Origin of the sequence: Aquiflexum sp. TKW24L (assembly GCF_023502205.1) — a bacterium.
Taxonomy (GTDB): domain Bacteria; phylum Bacteroidota; class Bacteroidia; order Cytophagales; family Cyclobacteriaceae; genus Cognataquiflexum.
The window spans coordinates 175,858-195,510 of sequence record NZ_JAMFLG010000002.1 but is presented as its reverse complement, the minus strand read 5'-3'; the positions used below and the strand labels follow the sequence as shown (position 1 = coordinate 195,510).

Annotated in this window: 19 protein-coding genes; 6 read left to right on the top strand and 13 right to left on the bottom strand. The window is 42.2% G+C overall.

Features of this window, described 5'->3' with window-relative positions; all coding sequences use genetic code 11:
- Positions 1-38 precede the first annotated feature (38 nt).
- The 4 genes from gldA (at position 39) to dnaN (ending at position 4,619) form a co-directional block, all read left to right on the top strand.
- Positions 39-944, top strand: a complete 906-nt coding sequence (gldA, locus tag M3O96_RS02245) for a gliding motility-associated ABC transporter ATP-binding subunit GldA (RefSeq protein ID WP_249718370.1) — start codon at positions 39-41, stop codon at positions 942-944.
- Positions 945-948: 4 nt separating this feature from the next.
- Complete coding sequence (gene gldF, locus M3O96_RS02240) at positions 949-1,671, top strand: gliding motility-associated ABC transporter permease subunit GldF (protein WP_249718368.1); 723 nt, start codon at positions 949-951, stop codon at positions 1,669-1,671.
- Positions 1,668-3,356 carry a gliding motility-associated ABC transporter substrate-binding protein GldG gene (gene gldG / locus M3O96_RS02235; protein WP_249718366.1) on the top strand — a complete coding sequence of 563 codons (1,689 nt, stop codon included), beginning with the start codon at positions 1,668-1,670 and terminating at the stop codon, positions 3,354-3,356. The genes gldF and gldG overlap by 4 nt, the downstream gene beginning before the upstream one ends.
- 138 nt (positions 3,357-3,494) lie before the next feature.
- Positions 3,495-4,619, top strand: coding sequence for a DNA polymerase III subunit beta (gene dnaN, locus M3O96_RS02230; protein ID WP_249718364.1), 1,125 nt, complete (start codon positions 3,495-3,497; stop codon positions 4,617-4,619).
- Positions 4,620-4,816: 197 nt separating this feature from the next.
- On the opposite strand, the gene M3O96_RS02225 is transcribed toward dnaN, so the two are convergent.
- The 10 genes from M3O96_RS02225 to M3O96_RS02185 all read right to left on the bottom strand — a co-directional run bounded on the left by M3O96_RS02225 (position 4,817) and on the right by M3O96_RS02185 (position 13,944).
- Positions 4,817-6,703, bottom strand: a complete 1,887-nt coding sequence (locus M3O96_RS02225) for an alpha-amylase family protein (protein ID WP_349630828.1) — start codon at positions 6,701-6,703, stop codon at positions 4,817-4,819.
- Positions 6,704-7,003: 300 nt separating this feature from the next.
- A complete protein-coding gene (locus M3O96_RS02220; protein WP_249718362.1) occupies positions 7,004-8,302 on the bottom strand; it encodes a M20/M25/M40 family metallo-hydrolase in 1,299 nt (432 codons plus the stop codon).
- 38 nt (positions 8,303-8,340) lie between these two features.
- A complete protein-coding gene (locus tag M3O96_RS22005) occupies positions 8,341-8,469 on the bottom strand; it encodes a hypothetical protein (protein ID WP_283773935.1) in 129 nt (42 codons plus the stop codon).
- Positions 8,470-8,480: 11 nt separating this feature from the next.
- A complete protein-coding gene (locus M3O96_RS02215; RefSeq protein ID WP_249718361.1) occupies positions 8,481-8,699 on the bottom strand; it encodes a hypothetical protein in 219 nt (72 codons plus the stop codon).
- A gap of 37 nt (positions 8,700-8,736) precedes the next feature.
- Complete coding sequence (locus tag M3O96_RS02210; protein WP_249718359.1) at positions 8,737-9,384, bottom strand: hypothetical protein; 648 nt, start codon at positions 9,382-9,384, stop codon at positions 8,737-8,739.
- A gap of 77 nt (positions 9,385-9,461) precedes the next feature.
- The gene (locus M3O96_RS02205) at positions 9,462-10,238 is read right to left on the bottom strand and encodes an SDR family NAD(P)-dependent oxidoreductase (protein ID WP_249718357.1); all 777 of its coding nucleotides are present in this window, start codon (positions 10,236-10,238) and stop codon (positions 9,462-9,464) included.
- Complete coding sequence (locus tag M3O96_RS02200) at positions 10,222-10,884, bottom strand: acetoacetate decarboxylase family protein (RefSeq protein ID WP_249718356.1); 663 nt, start codon at positions 10,882-10,884, stop codon at positions 10,222-10,224. The genes M3O96_RS02205 and M3O96_RS02200 overlap by 17 nt, the downstream gene beginning before the upstream one ends.
- Positions 10,885-10,886: 2 nt before the next feature.
- Entirely contained in the window at positions 10,887-11,330 is a 444-nt protein-coding gene (locus M3O96_RS02195) for a DinB family protein (protein ID WP_249718354.1), read from the bottom strand.
- A 123-nt stretch (positions 11,331-11,453) separates the two neighbouring features.
- A complete protein-coding gene (locus tag M3O96_RS02190) occupies positions 11,454-12,218 on the bottom strand; it encodes an SDR family NAD(P)-dependent oxidoreductase (protein ID WP_249718596.1) in 765 nt (254 codons plus the stop codon).
- Between the two features lie 10 nt (positions 12,219-12,228).
- A complete protein-coding gene (locus M3O96_RS02185; RefSeq protein ID WP_249718352.1) occupies positions 12,229-13,944 on the bottom strand; it encodes an IlvD/Edd family dehydratase in 1,716 nt (571 codons plus the stop codon).
- A gap of 313 nt (positions 13,945-14,257) precedes the next feature.
- Between M3O96_RS02185 and M3O96_RS02180 the strand changes: the two genes are divergently transcribed.
- Together M3O96_RS02180 and M3O96_RS02175 are read left to right on the top strand one after the other, a co-directional pair.
- Complete coding sequence (locus M3O96_RS02180; protein ID WP_249718350.1) at positions 14,258-15,391, top strand: hypothetical protein; 1,134 nt, start codon at positions 14,258-14,260, stop codon at positions 15,389-15,391.
- 8 nt (positions 15,392-15,399) lie between these two features.
- Positions 15,400-16,419: a TolB family protein gene (locus M3O96_RS02175; protein ID WP_249718348.1), complete on the top strand. Its 1,020-nt coding sequence runs from the start codon at positions 15,400-15,402 to the stop codon at positions 16,417-16,419.
- 56 nt (positions 16,420-16,475) lie between these two features.
- Here M3O96_RS02175 and M3O96_RS02170 read toward each other — a convergent pair whose 3' ends face one another.
- From M3O96_RS02170 to M3O96_RS02160, 3 genes are all read right to left on the bottom strand, one after another.
- Positions 16,476-17,552 carry a bestrophin family protein gene (locus tag M3O96_RS02170; protein WP_249718346.1) on the bottom strand — a complete coding sequence of 359 codons (1,077 nt, stop codon included), beginning with the start codon at positions 17,550-17,552 and terminating at the stop codon, positions 16,476-16,478.
- Between the two features lie 91 nt (positions 17,553-17,643).
- Positions 17,644-18,951, bottom strand: a complete 1,308-nt coding sequence (gene murA / locus M3O96_RS02165; protein WP_249718343.1) for a UDP-N-acetylglucosamine 1-carboxyvinyltransferase — start codon at positions 18,949-18,951, stop codon at positions 17,644-17,646.
- Complete coding sequence (locus M3O96_RS02160) at positions 18,952-19,638, bottom strand: DUF4290 domain-containing protein (RefSeq protein ID WP_249718342.1); 687 nt, start codon at positions 19,636-19,638, stop codon at positions 18,952-18,954. It lies immediately after the preceding gene.
- Positions 19,639-19,653: the final 15 nt, after the last annotated feature.

The window sequence follows — 19,653 nt, the reverse complement described above, 5'->3', positions numbered from 1 at the left end:
CATGACAAGTCCTTAATTTAGCCACCCAAATCCCGCACATGTCATTAGAAGTAAACAGGCTGACAAAAACATATGGCACCCAAAAGGCGCTGGATGAGGTTTCTTTTGTGGCCGAAAAGGGAGAGGTTTTGGGTTTTTTGGGTCCAAACGGTGCCGGTAAATCCACGACTATGAAAATTGCCACCGGCTTTATTCTTCCGGATCAGGGTGATGTCATCGTCAATGGAATCTCCGTCCTTCAAAATCCCAAAGAGGTCAGCCGTTTGGTCGGTTACCTCCCCGAACACAATCCACTTTACCACGACATGTACATCCGTGAGTTTTTGGATTTTATCGGAGGACTTTATGGACTAAAGGGAAATTCCCTTAAAAATAGGATAGAAGAACTGATTCCACTTTGCGGATTGGAAGTCGAAGCCCACAAGAAAATCTCCCAACTTTCCAAAGGATACAGACAACGGGTTGGCTTAGCAAAAGCCCTGATCCACGATCCTGAAGTGATCATCCTCGATGAGCCCACCACAGGTCTCGATCCCAACCAATTGGTAGAAATCAGAAAACTGATCAAAAATATAAGTGCCAACAAAACCCTTATCCTCAGCACCCACATCATGCAGGAAGTGGAAGCTATCTGCGATAAAGTGGTCATTATCAATAAGGGGAAAATCGTTGCTTCGGACCTGCTGCAAAACCTTAAAACAGAAAAAGGAAAATCGGTGTTGGTTTTGGAAACGGAGGAGTCACTGGAGTTGGAATGGTTTGCTAAGTTGGGCGAAATTTCTTTTTCCGATTCCCAAAAATCTATTCAGATCAAAGCGACAGATGCCGCTGTTGCAAGAAAAGAATTACTTCAAATCCTTCAGGAAAGGAATCTGACACTTGTCAGCATTCAGCTAAAGGAAAAGAACCTCGAATCTATTTTTCACCAAATCACCCAAAGCTAAGCCGATGCGCGCACTGTATTGGAAGGAAGTCAATGGATTTTTCAGTAACCTGAGTGGTTATCTGATCCTTGGGGTCTTTCTGGTTTCTTTGGGTTTGATCGTTTGGGTATTTCCTGACACATCTGTTTTAGAATATGGTTTTGCGGACTTGGAGCCGCTTTTTGTTTATACTCCCTATGTTTTCACCTTCTTGATTCCGGCTATCACGATGAAAATGATTGCCGAGGAAAGGAAGTCCGGAACATGGGAAATTCTAATGACATCACCGCTTTCCATTCCCAAAATCATTGTAGCTAAATACGCTGCTGCTTTGACTTTGATCGTGGTGGCTTTACTTCCAACTTTGGTTTATTACTACAGTATCGTTCAGTTGGGTGATCCTGTCGGGAATATTGACCATGCAGGTTTCTTTGGTTCATGGATCGGATTGGTGTTTATAGGGGCGGTTTTTGCATCTATCGGGATATTGGGTTCGGCCCTGACTTCCCATCAGATCGTGGCTTTTATTTTGGGAGTTTTTATTTCTTTCCTGCTTTATTTTGGCTTGACCGCTTTGGTTCAGCTTCAGGTGATGAGTCCTTTAGCATTATTTTTGGAAGAAATGAGCCTGAGTTATCACTACCAAAGTATGAGTCGGGGGGTGATTGATGCCCAGAATATTGCTTACTTTCTTTCAGTGATTGTGTTGATGTTGGGTTTGACGGGGATTCTAATCCGTAGAAAATGAAAATATCCGCCAACATATCGCTGATCAAAAACCTTGGAATTATTGCAGGAATTCTTGTGGTGATCTGGGTATTGGGTATCTTGGTTCCTTACCGGATTGACCTGACTGCCGACAAAAGGTATTCCCTGCACCCGGCAACCATTAAAGTATTGGAATCCTTGGAAGAACCTTTGGAGGTGGAAATCTTGCTTACAGGAAATCTTCCCGGCGGGATGCGGAGATTGCAGCTTTCGATCGAGGAGACGATCAGGACTTTCAATGCTTACAGCAGCGAAAAGATTACTTTTTATTATCAAGATCCTTTGGCCTTGCCAAAAGAAGAACAGGAAGACTATATCGTAGGACTTTCGGAATATGGTATCAACCCCACCAACCTTTATGTCAATGAAGACGGTGGGCAAAAATCAAAACTCATCTTTCCCGGGGTAATCATCCGCAATGCTGAATTTGAGACCGGTTCGCTGCTCCTCAGGGGAGAAATGGGCATGGGTCCCGATCAGATTCTCAATCAATCTGTGGAAAATCTTGAATTTGAATTGATCAACGGCATCCGAAAATTGATCAGCAAACAGGCTTTTGAAATTGGACTTGCCATGGGTCAGGGGGAGTTGACCGGAGATGAAGGTTTTGGGATTGTTGAGGCTTTGGCGGATGATTATGAAGTGTACAAAGTCCCTTTGGAGCAAGCCAAAAAGCCTTTGGATCTGGATCCTTTCAAAATCATGATCGTTTCCGGTCCAAAGGAAAAATACACAGATACGGAAATTTATCTCCTCGACCAATACCTCATGCATGGCGGAAACATCATCTTTCTGATTGATGCCTTGGCTTATGACATGGCGCAGGCCGGTGGAGAGGGTACAGTAGCTATGCCCTTTGAAAATGGTTTGGATCAGTTGCTCTTCAAGTATGGCATCCGTGTCAATAAAGATTTGATTCAGGACATGAATTTTGGGCGCTACCCTGTCATGGCGGGTAATTTTGGTGATCAGCAACAGTTGGTGCCTTTGCCTTGGCCATTTTTTGTCCAAGCCGGAAAAATGGCAGCACACCCCATCACCAAAGGTTTGGATCAGGTGATGTTCAAATTTGCATCTTCTTTGGATACTGTAAAGGCAGACGGCGTCAGAAAAATCCCTCTGATTTTCAGTTCGGATTTTACCAAAAAATCCCCGGCCCCGGTAAGGTTGGCTTTTATTGACATGGAAAATGAGCCTGACCTGAATGAATTTGGGCTGAAAAATCTCCCTTTGCTTTACCTGTTGGAAGGGAATTTTACTTCTTTTTTCAAAAACAGGTTTCTTCCTGATGTTGCCGACAAAACCGATTTCAAAGAATCAGGATCGCAGGGAAAAGTCATTGTGGCGGGTACAGGCAGTCTTTTCCTAAGCGATCTCAATCCCACCGATGGAAATCCTTTGCCATTGGGACAAGATCCATTCAGCACGGTGCAGTATGCCAATCGTCAACTTCTTTTGAATTCGATCAGTTATCTGGTAGAACCGGAAGGAATAATTGCCACCAGAACCAAACAGTTTCAGATCCGTCCTCTCAATAAAATCAAAGTGCAAAACGAGAAAACAAAATGGCAAGTCATCAACATTCTTGTACCAGTAATTTTATTCTCCATCTTGGGAATTGTTTGGATCGCTATCAAAAAGAGCGCTTTCTCCAAAAAAGTGTAGTGAATCAAATTTTATTTTGTCGAAAAAACAAATTGCTTCTGTTTATTTTACATGAAAATGTAAGTCAAGGGCAGCTTTTATAATTTTATTTATAAATTTACCCTATTCAAAAAAATACGAAAACAAAGACCTTCCTATATGAAATTTATTGTTTCTTCTAATGCACTCTTAAAGCAGCTTTCTGCAATCAATGGCGTGGTCACAACCAATCCGGTTGTCCCGATTTTGGAAAATTTTCTCTTTGAAATTAAAGGAGGAAAATTGACCATCACCGCCTCCGATTTGCAGACTTCCATGATTACAGAGATAGATGTCGAAGCAAGGGAAGACGGAAATATTGCTGTTCCTGCCAAAATTTTGATCGAAACGCTCAAAAATCTTCCTGAGCAGCCGGTTACTTTCAGTATTGACCAAGATACCTACAGTATCGAAATCAGTTCTGATAATGGACGCTACAAGTTGGCAGGGGAAAACGCAACAGATTTCCCAAAAATCCCTACAGTTACCAATCCTACCACTGTAGACATGTCCACAGAAATCTTGAGCTCTGCGATTTCCAATACTATTTTTGCAACCAGCAACGATGAGTTGAGACCTGCCATGACAGGCGTCTATATCAACCTGAGCAGCACCAACACTACTTTTGTCGCAACTGACGGACACCGTTTGGTAAGATACAGAAGGGTAGATGTAGCTTCTGCTGATGGCGCAAGCATCATCATTCCAAGAAAAGCGCTTAACCTTTTGAAATCAACTTTACCTTCTGACAATGTTCCTGTGGCAGTTGAATTCAACAATTCCAATGCTTACTTCAAGTTCAACAGCATCAAGATGATCTGTAGGTTGATTGACGAGAGATTTCCCGATTATGAAAATGTAATCCCGGTAGACAATCCAAACCACATGACCATCGACAGGTTGGAGTTTTTGGGTTCACTGAGAAGGATCGCCATTTATGCCAATAAAACAACCCATCAAGTCAGGTTGAAATTGACCGGCAGCGAATTGCAGATCTCTGCTGAAGACCTTGATTTCTCCAACGAAGCAAATGAAAGATTGTCATGCGACCATGACGGTGAAGATATCGAGATCGGATTCAACGCCAAGTTTTTGGTGGAAATGCTGAACAACCTTTCTTCCAAAGAAGTGACCTTGAAGTTTTCAGCACCAAACAGGGCAGGATTGATCGTACCATCTGACAAGTCAGACAATGAAGATATCCTGATGCTGGTGATGCCGGTAATGTTGAATAACTACGTTTAAAAAAGACACAAGACGCAAGAATCAAGATACAAGACATAAAAATAAAAGTCCTCAGATTTCTGGGGACTTTTCTTAATTATAGGAATTACTATTCATAAATCCGGAGCATAGGCAGCAAAATGGTCTAATAATCTTTCAATTATAATTTTTAGGGTTTTCATATTTAATGGCTTTAAACCTTCGAGGTCTTAAAGACCTCAAAGGTTGATTTCAAGCACCCAACTTTCCAAAGGCTTCAGATCCACCCTTACTTTTCCTTTTCCATCTTTGACATTCAAAACAGGTTTGACAGCGCCATATAGGTTTTCGGTCATTGAATATTCACCTTCACTCAAACCCCAAGTTTGGATGATTTCGGCGGGAAGTTCAAGGTCAAATCCGTAGGATTCTGATGCATCAAAATTTGAAATAATGACCAACTTTTGGTTTTCACTCCACCTGACAAATGAAAAAACCCGGTCATTGTACCATTCGGTGTTTTGTCGGTTATGGCTGTGGATATCTCCAAATTCCCCTGCTAAGGCTGGACTTGTTTGGGTAAAATTGAGTAGACGGCTGTAAAAGTCTCTCAGGGATTTTTCAGCTTCAGATGATTGTCCGCCATCAAATTTTCCTCCGTTCATCCATCTCTGGTGATGGGGAACTCCTATATAATCAAAGATGGAAGTTCTTGTCGGAGATCCAAATCCTGCTTTTTCGGCACCCTGTTCGCCTACTTCCTGGCCAAAGTAAATCATGGTAGGGGATGAACCGATCATCGCGGATACCACCATGGCCGGTTTCCCTTTTTCTGCATTGCCTGCGAATCCCGGGCTTGCGATGCGCTGCTCGTCGTGGTTTTCTAGAAAATGCAGCATGTGGTGGTCAATATCTGCCAATCCTTTTTGGATCGGGAGGATGTTGTCCGTGGAACCTTTTCCCTGCATGATGTTTTTGAGCGTATCGTAAAGTTCTACCTTGTCGTAGAGGTAATCCATCTTGCCCAATTGGATATAATTTCTGTATTCTTTTGGATTGTAAATTTCTGCCAAAAGGAAAGCATCGGGATTCTTCATCTTGATGGCTGAATTCATATAGCTCCAAAATTCCACGGGAACCATTTCGGCCATGTCATAGCGGAATCCATCCATTCCTTTTTCTATCCAATACAGGGCGATGTCCTTGAACTTAATCCATGAATCAGGAACTTCCTTGCCTTGCCAAAATTCAAAATGTGCTTTGTAATCTTTCTGCGCAAAATCAGCTGGCAATTCAATGAAATCCTTGCTGCCATCCGGTTTGATACCGTAATTGATCTTGACCGTTTCGTACCAATCATGAAAATGTGGCTGAGCTTCACGTGAACCGTTTCCTGTCCATTTGGCAGGAGATTCTTCAAACTTTCCGTCAACCAGAGGATGGGTTTCTCCGCCCAAAGGTTTGTAGTTGTCCAATGGTGCCGGGACTTTAAAATCCTTGCCAGGGATATAATAGAAGTTGTTGTTTGTTTTGTACTCGACAGAAGTGTCGTCATTGGAACCAAAATCCTTAACCCCCTCCGGATTGCTTTTCCCTTCATACCTTCTAGCAACATGGTTGGGGACTATGTCGATAATCACCTTCATGCCTTGATGGTGTGTTCTTGCAATCAAAGCTTCAAATTCTTCTAGCCTAGTTTCCGGATTTTCCGCCAAATCAGGATTGACATTGTAGTAGTCCTTAACGGCATAAGGTGAGCCTGCACGTCCTTTGACTACTTCCGGATCGTCATTGGAGATCCCAAATTGTGTATAATCATTAATCAAAGCGTGATGCGGCACTCCTGTATACCAGATGTGGGTCACTCCCAAAGCTTTTATTTCTGATAGCGCTTTGTCTGTAAAATCATTAAATTTTCCTACGCCATTTTCTTCTAAAGTTCCCCAAGGTTTGTTGGTGGTATTGGTGTTACCAAAAAGTCTGGTAAAGACTTGGTAAACGATCACTTTTTGGGGTATCTCCATTTGGGGATTTGCTTCAGGGTTTTGGTTATCGGGAGAGTTGCAACAAGTCAAGCTAAAGAGCAATGTTGCAAAAAAGGTAATTTGGGTTAGAAGTTTGTTCATGGGGTTAAATATAAAAAGTTGTTCCCACGAAGACACAAAAACACAAATAAAAACAGATTGCAAAAACCAAACATGGCAGGTTTTTGATACCTGCCATGTTTAAAAATTATTTGTCTTTATCATTTTCTGAAGTAAGAGTATCCGGAACGGAAAATGGATCCAATTCTATTATTTTTCCATTCTGTTCTACTATAATTGGGCTGTTCTACTCCCGCTTAAATTTGACCAGGTTTTTGTAGGTTTCACCTAAGCCGAAAAGAATTTTTTCAAATTCCTCCTCTATCTCTTTTTCTTTCTTTGTCATAAATCCAATAACCGATAAACAAACAGAGTACTCCTTTTGATCAAATGGGGGTATTGCTTCATGTTGATGGTTTCGGCAGGGGAGTGGGCACCTGTACCAGATGCGCCAAGCCCATCGATGCAATCCAGGTAATCCGCGACATAGGAAATGTCACCTGCGCCACGCGAACCGGGATCTCCGGCTTTGACTTCACCATAACCCATATCCAAGCTGACTTGACTGAGGATGGTAACCAAACCCATATTACCTTCCGTCGGCGGCATGGAAGGAATCCCATCTTCAAATTCAATACTAGCTGTTGTTCCATTCAGGTTTTGGGATACGATTTGCTTCATCTTTTCCCGAGCAGCCTCTTTTTGTGGTTCGCCGAGAAACCTCAAATCCCCGGTTACAAAAGCCTCTCTTGCCACGATATTGGTTTTGCCAAGAGCAGAACCGGCACCTGTATCACCGTTATAGTTGATATCCGATCCACCGATGATTTGGCCGGGATTGAAAGTCAGGTATTGCTCGCCTGCCAATACTTCCCTGAATTGGTTGAGGATTCTTGCGGCCTCATAGATAGCGCCGTATCCCACTGATTCCCTGAATACACCCGAGGAATGTACCTGTTTACCGGTAGTTTTCAACGTCCAACCACTTGCACCTCTTCTGGCAATGGTGGCCGTATTGAATCCCTGTGCAGTCTCGTAACCTAACGCATAGTCATGTTGCTTGGCCCTTTCCACGAAGTCCAATCTGCTGACCCATGAGGGACTTCCGGCATTTTCCTCGTCACCGGGGAAGTATACTGTGATGGTTCTGTCTTTCAGCAAGCCCAATTCCTCCATTGCCTTCAAAGTCGCAAAGACCATGACATTTCCACCTTTCATGTCATTGACGCCCTGCCCTTTGGCTGTGGAATCATTGACCATGGTAAATGGATAGAAGGGCATGTCTTTTTCAAAAACAGTATCCAAATGACCTATGAAAAACAGCTTTTTACCCTTGGTGCCTTTTCTTGTAGCCACAAAATGCCCGGCTCTTTTGAGCGAATCGGGTAGATTAACCCATTCGGTTTCAAACCCGATTTTTGCAAATTCCCTCTCGAATACCCTTCCCACTTCCCGTACACCCTGCATGTTGAAAGTCCCGGAATTGATATTCACCACTTCCTCCAGCAGCGCCACCGTTTCCTTGTAGTTTTTGTCAATAGTTTCTACCAATTGCTTTTCCGTTTTGGTAAGTTTTTGAGAAAAGGAAGGGATAGAAAAAAGGAGAAATGTAAGAAGGAAGAACAGTGATCGGATTTTCATTTTCTTAGTTCATTTATTTTAAAATAATTTCTGAAAGCTCATTTGGCCATTAGGATTCCCCCATCTTCATTGGCTTTAAAAAACGCATTCAATGTTTCTTGGTATTGGGGATTTCCTTCAATGAAATATATTAATGGAGCTGTATCCAAAAAATAAAGTTTCTGCAAAAATTCCGGTTTTAATCCCACTCTCGTCCTTCTTTAATATAGTTGTCTATCTCAACTCCTTTCCAAATTTCAGAACCTAGATTTTGTAGATCCGATAATTTTATCCCTGTATTACTTGAGGGATGTGGACTTAGCTTTAGGGTCAATTTTTCCAAAATTTCCAGTTGTTCTTTGTCACCAAGTGTATCTATATCATGAAGGATTTCTTCTATTTTTTCGGAAGGTTTCATGTTTATTCTATTTTAATCCACCTAATTTAACTGTAATTTATTCCACCACGATATCTGAAAACCAGATAAACTTAACGCCGGCGTCATTTTTATGTTCGGTAGCAAACTTGATTCCTTTGAATTCCTGCTCATTCTCCCAAGTTATCGGTCGTCCTTCCAAGCCATTTCCTCTTCGGAAAACCCATTCTTTGATCATGTGGTTTTCATCCAAAAACAAGTCATAAGCATCCCCAGGAGTATAGCCATCGACATCATTGTAGACGATCGTCAACTGTGTCGTCGGCAATCCGGAAATGGGTGCTTTGATATCTTCAATTACTGTAAAGGTGTAACCTTGGTCCCAAACCAATTGAAAAGGGAACATCAGCCAATATTTGTCATTGATAAATCCGCCGTCAGCTTCAGGCATTTGGTCCTTTGGAAGGTCAAGGCTATAGGTATAGCTCGTGTCCGCATCGGAAAAGTAGACGCTCCTCTCCTTGATATTCCACTTCCAATTCCGAGTACGAAGGGTTTCAGGATTAGGCTGCACATTCCATTGGTAGGCTATCGAATTTATTTTGTCAAAATTGTCGTAGCCATAGGCTTTGGCTACTTTCATCGGGAGTGAATCTTCTTCTTTTTTGGCACAAGAGAAAAGCAAAGTGAAGGCTAGCAGGAAAATGATTAGGGATCCGGTTTTCATAAGTTTTAGATTTGGTCTTTTGAATGATTACCAATTTATTGTTTTCTTTTGAAAAAACAGATGCCATCCATGTATGATTAGCCACCCTTCATATTTATGTTCCATTTCATGAGTTTTTTTCTTTCTATGAAAAAATAGATTGGTTTGAAGACAGGCAGAATTCTGTTGACATACATGGTTGCCTGAAAAAGCCTGGAAGGATAAATTCTCTTTTTTCCTTTTGATACACCTTGGATGATATGACACACTACGGTTTGGACGGATTGCACTAGGAAGGCTTTTGGGATTTCTTTTCCTGCACTTTTGAAAAAATCGGTACTGGTGGCGGCAGGATATACCATCGTAATCCAATCTCCATCTCCTTCACTCCTGATAGTCTCCACAAACTGATGGAGTGCTGCCTTGGAGGCTGCATAAGCTACATATCCCGGAACAGGCCAATAAGACATCGCAGAGGCAGTTACCACTAACCTGCAGAAATGTTGCGCCTGCATTGGTTTCAAAATTTTGGCCGTCTCAATAGGGGAGAGGACATTGATTTGCTGCATTCTGGTGAAAGTTTCTAGATCAGTATCTTCCCAAGGTCCGAAGTTGGCAAAGCCCGCATTGGCAAAAAAGTAGTCAACCGTTTTCCAGTTGAGTTGGATCCAATCAAAAATATCCAAGACACTACCCGGTATGGTTAAGTCTAGGGTCAGGTTTTGGGAGGATCTATCGGAAAGAATTTCCAAACCTGCTTCATTGATATCAATTGCCAGGATTTTATTACCGCTTCCTGCAAGTTGGAGGACTAGCTCTTTTCCTATACCCGAAGCGGCTCCGGTAATGACAATATTTTTATTGCTGATCGGCATTTTGATGGGGCAAAGGGAACTCCATGTAAAACGGATTGATCTTCACGCAAAGTAACGGTTTGAGTTTGCTGATATCAGGAAAGTAATCTGCATTCACTTTCATAGATTCTATTTTGGCAAACTTTCCCCAACCATGACCTTTTGGGTCGGTTACAAATGTTTTCCCTTCCAATTCCTGAAATAGTTTGATGGGAAGCAGTTTGGTGGTCGCGGGGAAGGGTATTCCACCTGAGCTGATCTTGCAAAAAAGTATGGGATCGTCTTCCGACCCAACACCGATGGTTTCTGTTTTTCCGTTTTTGAGCCAGATTATGGGTACTGTTTCCTTTGGAATCCCCCATTTGTACCGCCCGTTCAGGGTACTGGATTCAGAATCCACGTATATTTTTGTAATGGTCTGTCTATTGTCAGGACTGAACTTTCCGGGAATAAAGAGCAATTCATTGTAAGGGCCTGCAGGGGACTCAGTATACCTGACAAGCATGACATACCCGAGTCCTCCTTTGAATTTCCCTTTTAATTCTTCCTTCAAAAACCCGTTTTGTTCTACCCATTCTTTCTTGAATTTATAAGCAAGGATGACGCCTTCCCCCTTCAGTTTCCAAGGACCTGCAAAGTAGTAATCGGGTTTTTTCGGACCATTCATGGTTATCTTTTGGTTAGTATGTAATCTGTGGGGATCGGTTCGAGTCCGGCATTTCGCACCAGCAACATCACCTGACCTCTATGGTAGCTTGAATGGTTGATGATGTGAAACATGATGTCCTTGATGGTATTTTGATAGGAGAGACCTTGGCTGTTCTTATAAGATATTACTTTATCCAGTTCATTGTTTTCTAGGATTTCCTTGGAAACGTGATAGTTTTCCTCGTTCATTTCTGAAAATACTTCTACAGAGTGAAGTTGCCAGACCTTAAAAAAAGGCTTTTTTCCTAAGATTCTTGCGTTCCAGACATGGTGTGCATTGATCATATGGCTGTAAATCTCGATGGCTTTTGGCGGAAGGCTTGCTTTGTTTTCGACTAATAGGTCAATGGTGGAATTGTTACTATTTTGGATATACTCCAAAAGGTCATGAATGGCAATTTTCATATGTGGGAGTTGGTTTGTTTTCAGGGTTTCCCTGGAATCAGTTGTAGAATAGTTCACAGTCTTTAGTTGGCAATTATTGCGCAATATTAGTTTTAATTTCAAAGCAAGAAATGATTTCCCTGATTAATTGTAAGGAGAAGGACTGATACACGTCCATCCCCCATCTATGATAAGGTTTTGGCCTGTAATATGTCTTGCTTCATCAGAAACCAAATACAAGGCAGTCTGGGCTATGTCTTTGACTGTTGCAGGCCGGCCCATAGGTGTGATTTTGGACCATGTTTTTTCATAATCAGGATCTGAGGCAGTTCTGGAAGTCAATGTAGCGCCGGGTGAGACGGTATTGACATTGATGTTGTACTCTGATAATTCTATCACCAAATTCTTTGCCAACATTTCGATCGCTGCCTTGCTCATGGCATAAGCTGCGAGATTTTTGTGCGCCTGATGGGCAGTTACGGAAGATGTAAACAAAAGAGACCCACCTGATTTTTGTTTTTTCATAATCCCTGCCGCCGCTTGGGCAAGGAAGAAAGTACCACTGGCATTGACACGCATAACTTCAAAAAAATCAGCTGGGGAATATCCAAAGAAATCGCCGTACAGCGTGATCCCGGCATTGGCAATGGCCACGTCCAGTTTGCCAAATTCCCGCTCTGCCAAACTGACCATTTCCTGAATGAAGGCCGGATCTCCGGAATCTCCCGAAATCCCCAAAACCTTGCCTTTGGCCTCTTTCAGAATTCCTGCTATAGCTTCTTCAGTAAGGCTCTCTTCAATGTCATTCAAAATGATATGATATCCTTTTTCAGCCAAAACCCGCGCTATTTCCAAACCGATGCCCTGACCGGCTCCGGTGATCAGGGCAACTTTATCATGGTTTTTCATCATTTTTAGATTAATGTGAATCTCGTTTCACTACAGGCCCTGAAGCTCCTTTGAGAAAATCAAAATCTACGCCTTCATGCGCCTGAGTTACGTTCTGAATAAACATGTTGACATATCCTCTGTCATATCCTAGCTGAAGGGGCTGAAAAGATGCTCTCCTTTTTGCCAGTTCCTCGTCCGAAACTTCCAAATTCAAAGTACGGTTGGGCACGTCGAGTTGGATCCAATCTCCGTTTTGCACCAAGGCGAGGTTGCCGCCAATCGCTGATTCGGGGGAAACGTGAAGCACGACGGTACCGTAACCGGTTCCACTCATCCTGCCATCCGAAATCCTCACCATGTCTTTGACTCCCTGTTGGATGATTTTCATGGGCAGTTGCATATTGCCTACTTCCGGCATACCGGGATAACCTCTTGGCCCTACATTTTTCAACACCATCACAGAATCAGGAGTGACATCCAAGTCAGGATCATCCAGTCTTTTCTTATAATCATCAATATCTTCGAATACTACTGCCTGACCTCGGTGTTGGAGTAGGGAAGGAGTGGCTGCGGAAGGTTTCAAAACGGCACCTTCAGGGCAGAGATTGCCTTTCAGTACCGCAATGCCTGATTCAGGTTTGAAGGGTTTTTCCAAGGTTCCGATCAGGTTTCTGTCCCAACATTCAGCATTTAGGACGTTTTCGCCGAGTTTCTTTCCGTTGGCGGTGACGGTATCGAGGTGCAAGAGTGATGAAATCTCTTTCATCACTGCCGGAAGACCACCTGCGTAGAAAAGGTCCTCAACAAAGTTTTCCCCTGATGGCTGCACATTGGCAATCAAAGGGATATGGGTAGAATGTTTGTCAAAATCATCAATGGAAAGTTCTATGCCCATCCTTCCTGCGATCGCCAACAAATGGAGGATGAAATTGGTGGAACCACCCAAAGCAGCATTGACCATAATGGCATTTTCAATAGATTTCCGGGTGAGGATATCACTCATTTTCAGGTCTTCTTTGACCATCTCCACGATCCTGATACCTGACATGTGGGCCAGAACTTTCCTTCTCGAATCGGCTGCAGGTATAGTGGCATTGTCAGGCAAGCTTAATCCCAATGACTCAACCATGGCCGCCATCGTGGAGGCTGTTCCCATCGGGGCGCAGTGTCCCTGCGACCTCGCCATGGCAGCTTCTGCCGCGGTGAAATCTTCTTGTGACAGTTCTCCTTTTTTGAATTCCTCGGCAAATCTCCAAAGGTCGGAAGTTCCTATTTTTCTTCCTTTGAATCTTCCCGCGAGCATCGGTCCACCTGAGACAACGATGGTAGGCAAGTTGACACTGGCCGCGCCCATGACTAGAGATGGTGTCGTTTTGTCACAACCGCACATCAGGACTACACCGTCCATGGGATTGGCACGGATGCTTTCCTCCACGTCCATGCTGGCGAGATTTCGGAATAGCATGGCGGTCGGCTTGATGGAGCATTCACCCAAAGACATTACAGGAAATTCCAATGGAAATCCACCGGCTTCCCAGATTCCCCGCTTGAGGGCTTCGGCAAGTTCGCGGAAATGGGCATTACAGGGGGTGAGTTCGGAGTAGGTATTGCAGATGCCGATGACCGGCCTGCCTTCGAAAAGGTGGTGGGGAAATCCCTGGTTTTTCATCCATGCGCGATAGATAAAGCCGTCTTTTCCTTTGCGGCCAAACCACTCTTGGCTGCGCAATTTCTTTTCTTCCATAACAATGGGTTTATTGGTTTGAATTGGTGGAGAATTTAGGAAATGTTTTGGAGGAAAAGGAAAAGATAGGTAAAAATGTTACCTGCGGAAACAAATGGATATTTAGCATGCGCTTCATATTTTCTAATGTTGAGGATTCACTTTTCATTTTTCAAAATGAATTGATGAACAGAAAAACTACATAATTGGACAAAAAATTAGCTTTTCTAAATTTTTGAACCTTGAAAATACCCAGTAATAGTTATTTATATCCTTAGTAATATTCCTTAGTTTTAAGCGTTTGAAGATTAAACCCAAAACTGAGAGACTCATTATGAAAAGTGCAACTCGTTTTCCGATTCTTTTGATCTTCATTTGCATTGTTTGTTTTTTTTCCTGTAGCACATTTGAAACTCCAAGAGAAGAAGTACCTGTGTTTTGGAAACAGTCACTAAGTTTCCAAGAAGGACTTACACATGCCAAAGAAATCAACGGAAAGCTATATGCTGCGTCGAAGACCAGAATATACAGTGAGGCGACCCTTTTTGGAATAAACAAATATTACGATCTCAGTCCTTTTTTACCTAACAATTTCTCCTACAGACTTCCAATCTCAGACCAAATCATGGCGACCATCAACTCCGATGAGCTGATCCTCATGCCCCTTGGAAAGCCTTTTGAAGAAGATGCTCTTATAATTAAGATGAAATATCTTGACCCATTATTTATTGGTTTCACCCAAATCTATTTTAGGTACGGTGACCAGATAGGTATTGATCCAAATGGCCATGTGCTGGTACCTTACGACTCACCAAAAAGTCCTGGAGTATCAAAATACACTCCTAATTTCCTTTGGCTCAAGACAGCCGTCATTAACGGCAAAGTTGAAATTTTGGAACAGAAACTGATCAAAGAGGAATTTTTCAATGATTGGGCAATTATTTGGGGTTTCAAGGTATTTGAAAACTTCATGCGGGTCACAATTAGCAATAAGACTTTTGATTTCGATCAAAACGGAAATATGGAACTGCGTTTTGAATCTTATACCAAATCCCTACAGGTGGGAAATGACATCATCACTTTTGCAAGTGCGGGATTTGAAACATTTCCCTTGATGGTTTATAAATCCGACCTGTTAGGAAAAAAACCTGAGTTGATCGGTACTTATAACTCCGACCAAGTCTCCAAAGAAGACCGAAGACGTATTGGGTATTACTTTGATAACATATCAAGTATAAACGACACCATTGTCCTCATCGAAGAGGAATCGATTTTTCGTCTGTCCATGAATGACCAAGCTATAAAATTGTTCCCGCTCGACAATGTAGGTCTTATAGGTACCTACTTAACATCTATCAGTCTACTTGACAATTCAACAGTCTTCGTTACCACAGGCTGCGAGGCTCTTGGGAATAACTGTAGTGGAGGATTCTACAAACCTCTTGATAAGTTTTTTACTCCAAAATAATCTGTCCCATGAAGTATAAAAGTTTAGCTCTGATAACAATGATTCTTTTTTTGGTAGCTGGATGCTTTCCAAAAATCAAATACAAGACCGGAAAATTCCCTGAGGAAGTTACTTCGTTTGATATATTGAACACCCAATATGATGAGATGAACAGTGATCTACATGTCATTGGAGGGAATTTCATAATGGTTTATTCTTCAAACTATTCAAGCTTCGGAAACCATTTTGACCTGATGGGTAAGATTATGGGATTTTCTTTTGATCAAGAAAATGGTCATTTAGGTTTTGGAGAAAAATACGACCCTGTAATCGATTATTCCAAAAAACTCCGGGAGCAACTTTATCAGATAAATGATCCATGCAACCAACGTGGCCCTTATTCTTTCCAGGAAAGCAACGGTAATTATGTCTTTCTGTACTCCACCGACTGCGATGGACTGAGTAAAATAGCTATGAATACCCAAGGCGTTACTTCTGTAAATTCCCGAAAAACCAATGAAAAATTGAGGTTTATGGAAGAAGACAGCAATGAAATGTACCCAAGCCTTTATGGGAAGAATTTTAGGAAGACAATTGATCATGCGGAGGAAATGAATGGGAAACCCGAGAAATTGATTTTTACTTCGGACGCAGATGGTAAATTCGATATTTATGAGGTTGATATTCCTGAGGGAGTTGTTGTTTCCGATTTTATGCAGGACAAACAAAATTTTCAACCAAGAAAATTAACTATAAACAGTTCCTTCAATGACCATGCACCTGCTGTTTTTGGGGATATTTTGGTTTTTGCTTCCGACAGACCGGGGGGATTCGGAGGATATGACCTGTATTACTCCCAATTCAAAAATGGAGCGTGGACTTCTCCAGTAAACTTTGGGGAAAGAATAAATTCTGCAAGCGATGAATTCAGACCGGTGGTTTATTTTGATCATGGAAGCTTTGAAAATCTACTGATGATTTTCTCCTCCGACCGTCTGGGAGGAAAAGGTGGATTTGATCTGTACTATGTGGGAATTCCTAAGAATTGAGATCTCATTTTACGAGTAATCTGAAAGTACATGAAATGCTTGATTCAGGATTTGTTTTACAATACAATTCCTTCTGACACGGTATACTTTGGTGGATAATTGTCCCGATGCTCTTTCAATTGTTCTCTCAAATTGGTTTCAATGGTTACACTCAGTGAAGACATCGGTGTGTCTTCCAGCCTGTTTTCAAATGGATCCTCTGTCCTTTCTCCGATAAGATCCAATGATAGAAATACAAATGATACAGCTAGTGCTATTGGAATCGTCTTCCAACCTAATTCGCTTATAAAGACCATGGGCAAAAGGGTACAGTGGATAAGGACAAAAACCCTAGAAAAAAAAGTGTACTGACGTGGTAAAGGCGTATTTTTGATTCTTTCACTTTTTCCCTGGATATCATTGAAGTCCACTAAAGTTTCTTCCATTTTGACAAATCGGTAATCGCTGATCCAACCGCTTTTAAAAGCAAACTGAAGATCTTCCCCTTGCATTTGAATCAGGAAATTGGGTGGATTATCCTGCTTTCTGAATTCCTGGTATTCCTCATCACTGAGAAATGGTATCGCATCGGAATAATTATTTTCTTCAGCAAAAAGCTCTTTTTGGCTTGTTTCGTTATAAAGGTGCTTTCTCCTCAAAAATACCCTCAATGCATTGACAAATGCAATGTGCCGATAAACCAATTTCTTTTGAAATGCATTAATGCTTTCCTTTTCTTCCTCCTTTTCGGTGAAAATCAATGTTGTCACCTGTCTTGCCCAGGCTCTGCTGTAATTGACCATCAGTCCCCATATTTTGCGGGCTTCCCACCATCTGCCGTAGGCGTGGTCGTTTTTGAAACCCAGAAATATGGCTAGGGCTGTTCCCAATGCAGCAATTGTATAGCTCGGGATATTGAATATTACTATTTCAAAATAATCATGAAGTACATAAACCGTCGTGGAAATAAACAGGTAGTATAGTAATTTCTTCCAGGTATAATAAAAAATTAATTTAAAGGTGAGGTTTCTGCTGACAATCATTGGATAAGATAATGAGATTCCATCAACTTGAACAAAAATACTGCCATAGAACCCAACTCCTATAAATGAAAAAACCTGAGTGATGAGCTCAGGTTTTTTTATCTGTTTCATTTAATGGTCTTCTAACAGAAAACCTTTCAACCTTCCAACTTTCCTAACTTTCTAACTTTAAAATTTTCCAATCTTCCAATTTTCCAATTCCTTAGTCTACCCTTTCAATCTCCGCACCAAGTGCATTCAATCTCTTGTCGATATATTGGTAGCCTCGGTCAATCTGCTCGATATTGTCAATGATGGAAGTGCCTTCTGCAGACAGGGCTGCAATCAACAACGAAACCCCGGCCCTGATGTCAGGAGAAGTCATACGGATACCTCGGAGAGGGTATTTCCTGTCTAGACCGATGACAGTTGCCCGGTGAGGATCACATAGGATAATCTGTGCACCCATGTCGATCAGCTTATCGACAAAGAAGAGACGGCTTTCGAACATCTTCTGATGCACCAAAACTGTTCCCTTGGCCTGTGTGGCCGTGACCAAAATAATACTGAGCAAATCAGGCGTGAATCCTGGCCAAATCGCATCGGCGACAGTCAAGATTGAACCGTCTATGAAGGTTTCAATTTCATAATGTTTCTGTGCAGGGATAAAGATATCATCCCCACGGAATTCCAATTTGATTCCCATTCTTTTGAAAGTATCGGGAATGATACCCAACCGGTGGATTTGGGCATCTTTGATGGTGATTTCGGATTGGGTCATGGCAGCAAGGCCGATAAATGATCCGATCTCAATCATATCAGGAAGCATGGTATGTTCTGTTCCTTTGAGGGATTTGACTCCATCGATATGCAAAAGGTTGGAACCCACGCCGGTGATTTTTGCACCCATACGGTTGAGCATGTCGCAAAGCTGCTGTAGGTAAGGTTCGCAGGCAGCGTTATAAATGGTGGTTTTTCCTTCAGCCATGACAGCTGCCATTACGATATTGGCTGTTCCGGTGACGGAAGCCTCATCCAAAAGCATGTAGGCACCTTTCAGGTTTTTGCCATCGATATGAAAAATCTCTCTTTTACTGTCGTAGTGGAATTCGGCTCCGAGTTTTTGGAAACCGTAAAAATGCGTATCCATTCTCCTACGTCCGATTTTGTCGCCTCCAGGCTTCGATAGTCTTCCATGTCCAAACCTTCCCAAAAGCGGTCCGAGGATCATGACAGAACCTCTGAGTGCAGATGCTTTTTTGAGAAAGTCATCTGTATCGAGGTACTTCAGGTCAACATTGTCAGCTTGAAAAGTATAGGATTCAGCTCCGATCCTTTCCACCTTTACTCCCATGTCAGACAAAAGCTCAATGAGCTTATTGACATCCCGGATATCTGGGATTTTGTGGATGGTGATTTTGTCGGAAGAAAGCAGCACCGCGCAAAGGATTTGGAGTGCTTCGTTTTTTGCGCCTTGGGGAACGATCTCCCCCTTCAGTTTGAGGCCGCCTTTTACTTTGAATGAAGACATTTATCTACGCTTTTTGGAATGGCCGCCGCTGTTATTGTTTCTTCTTCTGTCATTGCCTCCACCTGAGGTAAACTTTCTTCTGTTGGTATTGGTACTGGCTTCAGGCTCGGAAGGCAATTTGAAATCTCTTCGTGTGTTGGTTTCAAAAAGTCCCATCTCACGGACTTTCTCCAAGTCGATGTGCAATTTCCCTTTAGACAGAGTTTTGATATCATCCAAAATAATTCCATCATCAAAATTTTCTCTATTCCAGGTAGAGTGAAAACTCCTCATCAGCTGCCCGATATAAATGATCGCAGCTTCCTGCTCTTCATCATCTTCGATTTCAATTGCTTTTTCGATCAGTTTTTCAATGTTTCTGCCGTAATGTTTGAATTTGATTTCTCCTTTTGGATATCCAATTGGAGCTGGCTTTTTGTTAAGCAATTCCCTTTGAGGGCTTGGATAAGGTCCGTCTACATCGAGTGCGAAATCTGACATGATATGCAGGTCGTCCCAAATCTTCTGGTCGTTTTCCGCTTTCATGGAAGGGTTGAGCTGCTTGACCATCTCGACTAGAAGGTAGGCACTTTGGGTGCGTTTTTCCCTGTCTTCCATTTCGGATATATAGATGGAAAGGCGCTGGATGTTTTTTCCGTATTCTTTCAAAATAACTGAATGCTGATCTGTAATTTCCTGATTGCTCATAATGTCTCCCTGTGG

What these genes read in the sequence shown, in the direction of transcription:
- gldA (WP_249718370.1), top strand. Translation starts at nt 39, where the DNA reads ATGTCATTAGAAGTAAACAGGCTGACAAAAACATATGGCACCCAAAAG.
- M3O96_RS02210 (WP_249718359.1), bottom strand. Translation starts at nt 9,384, where the DNA reads ATGAAAACCGGATCCCTAATCATTTTCCTGCTAGCCTTCACTTTGCTT.
- M3O96_RS02220 (WP_249718362.1), bottom strand. Translation starts at nt 8,302, where the DNA reads ATGAAAATCCGATCACTGTTCTTCCTTCTTACATTTCTCCTTTTTTCT.
- M3O96_RS02215 (WP_249718361.1), bottom strand. Translation starts at nt 8,699, where the DNA reads ATGAAACCTTCCGAAAAAATAGAAGAAATCCTTCATGATATAGATACA.
- M3O96_RS02175 (WP_249718348.1), top strand. Translation starts at nt 15,400, where the DNA reads ATGAAGTATAAAAGTTTAGCTCTGATAACAATGATTCTTTTTTTGGTA.
- M3O96_RS02170 (WP_249718346.1), bottom strand. Translation starts at nt 17,552, where the DNA reads ATGAAACAGATAAAAAAACCTGAGCTCATCACTCAGGTTTTTTCATTT.
- M3O96_RS02185 (WP_249718352.1), bottom strand. Translation starts at nt 13,944, where the DNA reads ATGGAAGAAAAGAAATTGCGCAGCCAAGAGTGGTTTGGCCGCAAAGGA.
- M3O96_RS02225 (WP_349630828.1), bottom strand. Translation starts at nt 6,703, where the DNA reads ATGAACAAACTTCTAACCCAAATTACCTTTTTTGCAACATTGCTCTTT.
- dnaN (WP_249718364.1), top strand. Translation starts at nt 3,495, where the DNA reads ATGAAATTTATTGTTTCTTCTAATGCACTCTTAAAGCAGCTTTCTGCA.
- gldG (WP_249718366.1), top strand. Translation starts at nt 1,668, where the DNA reads ATGAAAATATCCGCCAACATATCGCTGATCAAAAACCTTGGAATTATT.
- M3O96_RS02160 (WP_249718342.1), bottom strand. Translation starts at nt 19,638, where the DNA reads ATGAGCAATCAGGAAATTACAGATCAGCATTCAGTTATTTTGAAAGAA.
- M3O96_RS02180 (WP_249718350.1), top strand. Translation starts at nt 14,258, where the DNA reads ATGAAAAGTGCAACTCGTTTTCCGATTCTTTTGATCTTCATTTGCATT.
- murA (WP_249718343.1), bottom strand. Translation starts at nt 18,951, where the DNA reads ATGTCTTCATTCAAAGTAAAAGGCGGCCTCAAACTGAAGGGGGAGATC.
- M3O96_RS02190 (WP_249718596.1), bottom strand. Translation starts at nt 12,218, where the DNA reads ATGAAAAACCATGATAAAGTTGCCCTGATCACCGGAGCCGGTCAGGGC.
- M3O96_RS02200 (WP_249718356.1), bottom strand. Translation starts at nt 10,884, where the DNA reads ATGAATGGTCCGAAAAAACCCGATTACTACTTTGCAGGTCCTTGGAAA.
- M3O96_RS02195 (WP_249718354.1), bottom strand. Translation starts at nt 11,330, where the DNA reads ATGAAAATTGCCATTCATGACCTTTTGGAGTATATCCAAAATAGTAAC.
- M3O96_RS02205 (WP_249718357.1), bottom strand. Translation starts at nt 10,238, where the DNA reads ATGCCGATCAGCAATAAAAATATTGTCATTACCGGAGCCGCTTCGGGT.
- gldF (WP_249718368.1), top strand. Translation starts at nt 949, where the DNA reads ATGCGCGCACTGTATTGGAAGGAAGTCAATGGATTTTTCAGTAACCTG.